6 protein-coding genes are annotated in these 7,781 nt (G+C 72.8%); 2 read left to right on the top strand and 4 right to left on the bottom strand.

Annotation, left to right across the window (positions count from 1 at the left end; genetic code table 11):
* Positions 1 to 180: 180 nt before the first annotated feature.
* The gene (locus JTN19_RS05390; RefSeq protein ID WP_206930892.1) at positions 181 to 1,815 is read left to right on the top strand and encodes a sensor histidine kinase; all 1,635 of its coding nucleotides are present in this window, start codon (positions 181 to 183) and stop codon (positions 1,813 to 1,815) included.
* Positions 1,816 to 1,898: 83 nt separating this feature from the next.
* Positions 1,899 to 4,541, top strand: coding sequence for an HAD-IC family P-type ATPase (locus JTN19_RS05385; protein WP_206930891.1), 2,643 nt, complete (start codon positions 1,899 to 1,901; stop codon positions 4,539 to 4,541).
* 10 nt (positions 4,542 to 4,551) lie between these two features.
* Here the strand turns inward: JTN19_RS05385 and JTN19_RS05380 are convergent, their stop codons facing one another.
* The 4 genes from JTN19_RS05380 to JTN19_RS05365 all read right to left on the bottom strand — a co-directional run bounded on the left by JTN19_RS05380 (position 4,552) and on the right by JTN19_RS05365 (position 7,781).
* On the bottom strand, positions 4,552 to 4,842 hold the full coding sequence (locus JTN19_RS05380) for a hypothetical protein (protein WP_206930890.1): 291 nt from the start codon (positions 4,840 to 4,842) through the stop codon (positions 4,552 to 4,554).
* 36 nt (positions 4,843 to 4,878) lie between these two features.
* Positions 4,879 to 5,427, bottom strand: a complete 549-nt coding sequence (locus JTN19_RS05375; RefSeq protein ID WP_206930889.1) for a phosphonate degradation HD-domain oxygenase — start codon at positions 5,425 to 5,427, stop codon at positions 4,879 to 4,881.
* Positions 5,428 to 5,511: 84 nt separating this feature from the next.
* Positions 5,512 to 6,558, bottom strand: a complete 1,047-nt coding sequence (locus JTN19_RS05370; RefSeq protein WP_206930888.1) for an ArsO family NAD(P)H-dependent flavin-containing monooxygenase — start codon at positions 6,556 to 6,558, stop codon at positions 5,512 to 5,514.
* Complete coding sequence (locus tag JTN19_RS05365) at positions 6,555 to 7,781, bottom strand: pyridoxal phosphate-dependent decarboxylase family protein (RefSeq protein WP_206930887.1); 1,227 nt, start codon at positions 7,779 to 7,781, stop codon at positions 6,555 to 6,557. Before JTN19_RS05365 ends, JTN19_RS05370 begins: the two co-directional genes overlap by 4 nt.

The raw sequence follows: 7,781 nt of genomic DNA, 5'->3' as shown, positions 1-7,781 counted from the left end.
AATTGTAACAATCTTGCGTGTGATTTTCTCACATATGAAAAAATTCAGTATCATGGCGTAATTTCCGAGTAGGCGACTCGCCTCAATCTACGCTGGACATCTCTCCCTATAAACTTCATCTGGCCTGAACCTGTCCGGAATGGGAAGCTCCTCGCCGCACGGTGTTCGAAAGTCAGTGCCATGTCGTGTGCCTCCCCGGTTCCCTGCCCGACCCACCTCGCACCGGGTGGCGATGCCGCTTCGGGGCCCGGCTTCGACCAGGAGTTGGCGCCGCAACTGGCGCATCTCTTCGCCGCCATCAGCCAGCCGCTCTTCGCCACCGACCGCGAAGGCTGGCTCACCGCCTACAACCCGGCGGCGGCGGAGCTCTGGGGCTGGTCGCCCCCGCTGCGCGCCACGCGCTGGTGCGGCAGCGAGGCCATCTTCGCGGCCGACGGCCAGCTTCTCGCACCCGAGCAATACCCCGTGGCGCGGGCCCTGGCCGAGGGCCAGCCCATCCGTGGCGTGGACATCGTCGTGCGCCGGCGTGATGGCGCGCGGCTGCCCCTCTCCGCCCATGCCTGCCCCTTCCGTGACGCGGCGGGCGCGCTGCTGGGGGCGGTCGTCCTGCTGCTCGACACGTCGGGCCAGCGCCAGGCCGAGGCACGGGCGCGCGCGGCCGCCATCGCCAAGACGCGCTTCCTTTCGGCCATGAGCCATGAGCTGCGGACGCCCATCCACGGCATCCTGGGCCTGTCCGAGCTGCTGGCCGCCACGGCGGCCGAGGGAAAGCGCCTCGGCGCGGAGGAGCTCAGCTGGATCGAGGATATCCGCGCCTCCGGCCAGCACCTGCTGGGCCTGGTGGATGACGCGATCAACTTCGCCCAGGCCTCGGTCGCCGCCGCCCGCCCCCAGGGCCCGCGGCGCTCCACGCTGCTGGGCAAGACCGTCTCCGACGTGGCCAGCACGGTCCAGCCCGCCTTCGCCCGGCGCGGCGTGGGGCTGACCCTGCGCGGCACCGCGGGCGCGGCATCGGCCGCGCTCGATCCCGCCGCCGCGCGCCAGGCGCTGCTGGGCGTGCTGCGCGAGGCGCTGCGCCACATGCCCGAGGGCGGGCAGGTGACGATGGAATGGGGCGTGGCGGCGGAAAAGGGCATCGCCTTCGTCCATGTGGCCTGCCCCGGCCTCACCCTTCCGCCCGACCTGCTGGCGGACCTCGACACCCCCTTCGCCGGCGCCGACCGCGACACCTATGCCCGCGGGCTGGAAGGCATGGGGCTTTCCGTCGCTTCCGCCGGGGAGTTGCTGCGCGGCCATGGCGGGCAGCTGCTGATCCAGGCTGGGCGCGAGGGCGCGGCGCCGGGCTTCCACCTCGCCATGCCGATGGCGTTCGACGCCGCGCCGCCGCCCGCGGCCCATGCCCCGCCCGCGCCGCGGCCCGGCACCCCGGCCCGTGCCAGCTTCCCGCTGGATCAGGTGATGGCCGCGACGCAGGACATCATCCTGGTGACCGCGGCCGACCTCGACACGCCCGGCCCCACCATCGTCTATGTGAACCCCGCCTTCACCGAGATGACCGGCTACCCGGCGGAGGAGGTGCTGGGCCGCTCGCCGCGCCTGCTGCAAGGCCCCGGCACGGACCAGGAGGTGCTGCGCCGGGTCAGCGAGGAGCTGCGCGCGGGGCGCATCGCGCAGGCGACCGTGCTGAACTACCGGCGCGACGGGGTGCCCTACTGGATCGAGATGCGGATCGTGCCGCTGCGCGACCGGCGCGGTACCATCTCGCACTTCGCGGCCATCGAAAGGGTGGTGCCGCCGGTGGTCATGCCCGCATAGGGCTCCCTCCCCCGGCCGTCTGCCGGCGCCGCGCCTTGACCTGACGCAACGGCGGACGAACCCTGCCCGGCTAAGGGATTGCCATGCCGGATGAAAACACCCCGCCCCCCCATGCCCTGACGGCCGAGGCGGCGCTGCGCGCCCAGGCCACCACCCGCCAGGGCCTCGCCGCGCGGGAGGCGGCCGAGCGCCTGTCGCGCCACGGCCCCAATTTGTTGCCCGAGGCGCCGGGCCGCGGCGCGCTGCACCGCTTCGCCCTGCAATTCCATGACGCGCTGATCTATGTGCTGCTGGGCGCGGCCGCGCTGGCCCTGGTGCTGGGCCATTTTCTGGATGCGGCGGTGATCCTGGGCGTGGTGCTGATCAACGCCACCATCGGCTTCGTGCAGGAGGGCAAGGCCGCCCGCGCGCTGGACGCCATCCGTCGCATGATAGACCCCACGGCCCAGGTGCTGCGCGACGGCGCGCGCCAGCGCGTGCCGGCGGCCGAGATCGTCCCCGGCGACCTGGTGCTGCTGGAGGCCGGGGACCGCGTGCCGGCCGATTTGCGGCTGCTGCGCGCGAAAAGCCTGCGCCTGGACGAGGCCGCGCTGACCGGTGAATCCGTGCCGGTGGACAAGGATGTGGCGCCCCTCGCCCCCGAGACACCCCTGGCCGAGCGGAACTGCATGGCCTGGTCCGGCACGCTGGTCGCCGCCGGCGCGGGCATGGGCGTCGTGGTGGCCACCGGATCGGGCACGGAGCTCGGCCGCATCAGCGCGCTACTGGGCCAGGTGGACACGCTGCAGACGCCGCTGCTGCGGCAGATGTCGCGCTTCGCGCGGCAGGTGACGGCGGTCATCCTGGCGCTGTCGGCGGCGCTGCTGGCCTTCGCCATGCTGGTGCGCGCGCAGACGCTGCAGGAAAGCTTCATGGCCGTGGTGGGCATGGCGGTGGCGGCCATCCCCGAGGGCCTGCCGGCCATGCTGACCATCACGCTGGCGCTGGGCGTGCGGCGCATGGCGGGGCGGCAGGCCATCATCCGGCAATTGCCGGCGGTGGAGACGCTGGGCGCCGTCGCCGTCATCTGCACCGACAAGACCGGCACGCTGACGCGCAACGAGATGGTGGCGACCAGCCTGCTCACGCCCCAGGGCGAATACGCGGCCCAGGGCACCGGCTACGCCCCCACGGGCGAGGTCACGAAGGGCACGGCGCCGGTGCTGGCCGCCGACCATCCGGATTTGCTGGAACTGGTCCGCGCCGGCCTGCTCTGCAACGACGCGGAACTGCGCGCGGTGGACGGCGCCTGGCGCGTGGAGGGCGACCCGATGGAGGGCGCGCTGCTGGCCCTGGCCCATCGCGCCGGCCTCGACCCGGAGCCCGAGCGCGCCGTCCGCCCCCGCCTGGACGAAATCCCCTTCGACAGCGCCCACCGCTTCATGGCGACGCTGCATGAGGGCGCCGACATGGCCTACCTGAAGGGCGCGCCCGAACGCGTGCTGGACCTCTGCGCGCCGGATGGCACGGACTGGCACGCCCGCGCCGAGGCCCTGGCCGCACGGGGCCAGCGCGTGCTGGCCTTCGCCGCCCTGCCCGTGCCCGCCGGCGGCCTGCCGGCGCCCGATGCGCTCCCCGGCGGGGCGCGCCTGCTGGGCCTGGTGGGCTTCATGGACCCGCCCCGCCCGGAGGCGCTGGAGGCGGTGCGCGACGCCCGCGCCGCCGGCATCCGCGTGGTGATGATCACGGGCGACCATGCGGCCACCGCGCGCGAGATCGCCCGGCAGCTGGGCTTGGCGGAAGACCCGGTGGCGATGACCGGCCAGGAGCTGGACGCGCTGGACGAAGCCGGACTGCGCGACGCCGCAAGCCGCGTCACGGTCTTCGCCCGCACCACGCCCGAGCACAAATTGCGCCTCGTCACCGCCCTCCAGGCCGAGGGGCTGACGGTGGCCATGACGGGCGATGGCGTGAATGACGCGCCGGCGCTGAAGCGCGCCGATGTGGGCGTCGCCATGGGGGCCAAGGGCACCGAAGCCGCCAAGCAGGCCGCCGACATGGTGCTGGCCGACGACAACTTCGCCTCCATCGTGGCCGCGGTGCGCGAGGGGCGGACGGTCTATGACAACATCCGCAAGGTGATCCGCTGGACGCTGCCGACCAATGGCGGCCAGGCCATGACCATCCTGGCCGCCATCGCGGTGGGGCTGACGCTGCCCATCACGCCCGTGCAGATCCTGTGGGTGAACATGATCTGCGCCGTCGCGCTGGGCACGCCGCTCGCCTTCGAGCCGACCGAGCCGGGCACCATGCGCCGCCCGCCCCGCCCGCGCGGCGAACCCCTGCTGACGGGCGAGTTGGCGTGGCGCATCGTCTTCACCGCCTTCGTCATGGCGGGTGGCGCCTTCGGCGTGTTCTTCTGGGCGGAGAACCAGGGGCTGCCGCTGGAGGTGGCGCGCACCATGGTGGTGAACGGCATCGTGGTCATGCAGATCGCCTACCTGTTCAGCGTCCGCTACGTGCATGGCTCCTCGCTGACCTGGGTGGGCGTGGTGGGCACGCCGGCGGTGCTGGTCGGGCTGGCCACGGCCATCACCGCGCAGCTGGCGCTGACCTACCTGCCGCCCTTCCAACTCCTGTTCGAGACGGCGCCGCTGGGCTGGCGCGAGGGCGCCATCGTGCTGGGGCTGGGCGTGGCCCTGCTGCTGGTGGTGGAGGCGGAGAAGCGGCTGCGGCCGGGGCGGTGAACCTTGCGCCTCAATAACGCGGGCGTGGCGGATTGATCTGCCGCTCCAGCAGGATCTGCGGCGGGGGCATGTAGGGCGGCCAGGCGCCTTGCGGGCGGAGTTCCTGGCTGGGGCAGCTGGGGCGCAGCGCGCCGCAATCCCACCGATACCCGTCCGGCAGGCCGGTCAGGCTGCCGCCGCGCTCGAAGCGGCATTCGCACATGCGCCCGGCCTGGCAGGAGACGGTGCCAAGCCGCGCCGCGTCGCAGACGGGCTGGGCCAGGGCCGGGGTGGCGAGAAGCAGCAGGAGAAGGGTGCGCATCGCCGCAGCATGCGCGCGCCGGTGGTGAAGGAAGGCTTACGCGCGCAGGCAGCGCCGCACCGCCGGCATGAAGTGCGACACCGGCGGCGTCTCAAGGCCCTTCACCTTCGCCTGCTCATCATAGCGGCGCAGCTGCACGGCCTCGGCGTATTGCGGCAGGGCCTCGAATGCCGCGACCTCCTCCGCCGACATGGGGCCACCCTGCAATTCCAGGCTGCGGACGCTGTCGGGGGCGAGCTTGGCGAAGTAATCCGCCTCCTTGGCACAGAGGTAGCGCTTGGCGGCGACGTGCAGCCGCACCGGCTCGGTCACCTCCGGCCCGAAATGCGCGGACAGGAATTCCTGCCCTACCTCCTCATGCCGGTCATCAATGCCGCGCGCGGCGGGGTTCTCGCCCAGATGATGCACCATGTGGCCGATGTCGTGCAGCAGGGCGGCGACGACCAGCGCCTCGGGGTGGCCCTCGCGCTCGGCCAGCCAGGCGGCCTGGAGCGCGTGCTGCTGCTGGTTCACGCCGCTGAGGCCATAGGCGCCATTGGCCTTGTGTTCGAGCAGGCGCTGGATGTCGCTGGCGATGTCGGTCATGGCTGGCCCTTCACGAGAATTCCTCCGGATGTCTAGGCGTCGCGCGTGACGCGACGATGACAGCCGCATGCCCGGCGCATGACATCACCCCGTGACCCCGCGCGCCACCGCCCGCGCCGCGCGCGTGACACCGGCCAGCGTGGCGGAGGCCATGCCCGTCCAATCGCCATAGCCCAGCAGCCAGAGGCGCGCCTCGCGCAGGCTGCGGCCATCCTCGTCCACCCGCACCAGCCCATCCGCCTCGACCACGCCCAGCGGCGCCAGGTGCGAGAGGGCGGGGCGGAAGCCGGTGCACCAGATGATGGCGTCGGCCGGGATGCGCGTGCCATCGGGCCATACCGCCGCGTCGGCCTCCAGCCGCGCGAAGGGCGGGCGGGCGACGAGGACGCCGCGCGCCCTTGCCTCGCGCACCGGCGGCACGGCCACGATGTTGCCCAGGCCGCCCAGCTGCCGCGGCGGCGGCCTGCCCTCGCGCTCGGCCTGCCAGCGGGCGGTGGCGCGTTCGAACAGCACGCGCCCGTCCACGTCGTCGGGCAGGAAGACGGGCTCGCGTTCCGTGATCCAGGTGCAGCTTGCGGCGTGGCGCGAGACCTCGGCCAGGATCTGCGCGCCGGAATTGCCGCCGCCCACCACCAGCACGGATTGCCCGGCGAAGGCCTCCGGCCGGCGATACCGGGCGGAATGGAGCTGCACGCCCCGGAACTCCGCGCGGCCGGGCACCTCCGGGATGAAGGGCGCGGCCCAGGTGCCGGTGGCGCTGATGACGTGGCGGGCCTGGGCCGTGGCGCCCTCGGCCTCCACCACCAGCGCCTCCGTGCCGGCGCGCACCGCCGTCACGCGGCGCGGGCGGCGCACCGGCAGGGCGTAGCGCGCCTCACAGGCCGCGAGGTAGGCGACCACCGCATCGCGCGGCGGATATCCGCCGCCCTCCGGCGCCGGCATGGGCCAGCCAGGCAGCGAGGAATGCGCGGCGGGCGAGAACAGCGTCATGGAATCCCAGGCGCGCGGCCAGGCGCCGCCTGGCGTTTCGCCCGCGTCCCAGATCTCGAAGACCAGCCCGGTGCGGCAGAGGAAATACCCCGCCGCCAGCCCGGCCTGCCCGTCCCCGATGACGAGGACGTCCAGCCTCAATAGGCGCGGCCCGCGGCCATCTCCGGCGCCGCCCCTTCCCGCGCTTCAGCGACGGCGGCGCGGAGGTCGGCCAGGTATTCCTCCGCCACCTCGGCATGCAGCGGGTTGAGGTGCAGGTGGATGCCGTCCGGCTCCGCCTGGCGGGACACCAGCCAGCCGCGCGCATCCAGCGCGGTGGCGATGCGCCCGATGGGCAGGCCAGGGTCCGTGCTGCGATAGACCAGCAGCGCGTGGTTCCCCGGCAGCACCTCCAGCCCCGCATGCTCCGCGATGCCGGCCGCGATGGTGGCGCGCGCGGCCATGATGCGCCGCGCGCAGTCGAGGTAGCCGGCCTCGCCCAGATGCATCATCACCGCCCAGGCCGCCGCCACCGCGCCCCCCGGCCGCGTGCCCTGGAAGGTGTAGGCGGCATAGGTGCCGCGCGCCCAGGCGCTGCTCTCGAAACGGTGGTGCTGGCGCAGGGCCGCGTCCCGCACCAGCAGCAGCGAGGCGCCCTTGGGCGCCATGCCGTGCTTGTGGATGTCCGCGCTGATGGAGGTGACGCCGGGCACGCGGAAATCCCATTCCGGCAGCTCGACGCCCAGCTTCGACAGGAAGGGGTTGAGGAAGCCGCCCACGCAGGCATCCACATGCAGCCAGAGCCCGTGCTGCTCCGCCAGCTCGCCCAGGGCCGCGATGCGGTCCACGCCGCCGAAGGGGTAGTTGGGCGCGGAGCCCACCAGCGCGATGGTCCCCTCATCCACCGCCGCCGCCATGGCGGCCACGTCGCTCAGGCGCTCATGGTCCACCTTCACGCGCCGCGGCTCGATGCCGAGATACCAGCAGGCGCGGTCGAAGGTGAGGTGCGCGGTGTCGGGCATCACGATGTTGGGCCTGGCCTTGCCCGCCCTTTCGCGCGCCGCCAGCATGGCCAGAAAAATGCTCTCGCTGCCGCCGGAGGTGAAGCTGCCCGCCGCGCCCTCGGGCGCGTGCATGAGGGAGAGCGCCATCTCCACCACCTCGCCCTCCAGCTTCGCCAGGGAGGGAAAGGCCCGCTGGCCGAGATTGTTCTCGGTCCAGAAGGTCATGTAGGCCTCCTGCTGGATGCGCTCCAGCGCCTCGTCCAGGTAGTAGAAGAAGACCGCCATGCGGCCGCGCTTCCAGGAATAGTCGCGCGTCTTGGCGTCGAGCAGCGCCTGCTTGAGGGCGGGCCAGTCCTGGCCTTGGGCGGGCAATGCACGCAT

Origin of the sequence: Roseococcus thiosulfatophilus (assembly GCF_017311575.1) — a bacterium.
Classification (GTDB): Bacteria; Pseudomonadota; Alphaproteobacteria; order Acetobacterales; family Acetobacteraceae; genus Roseococcus; species Roseococcus thiosulfatophilus.
Note: the sequence above shows the minus strand (reverse complement) of the source record. Positions and strands in the feature narration are given on the sequence as shown.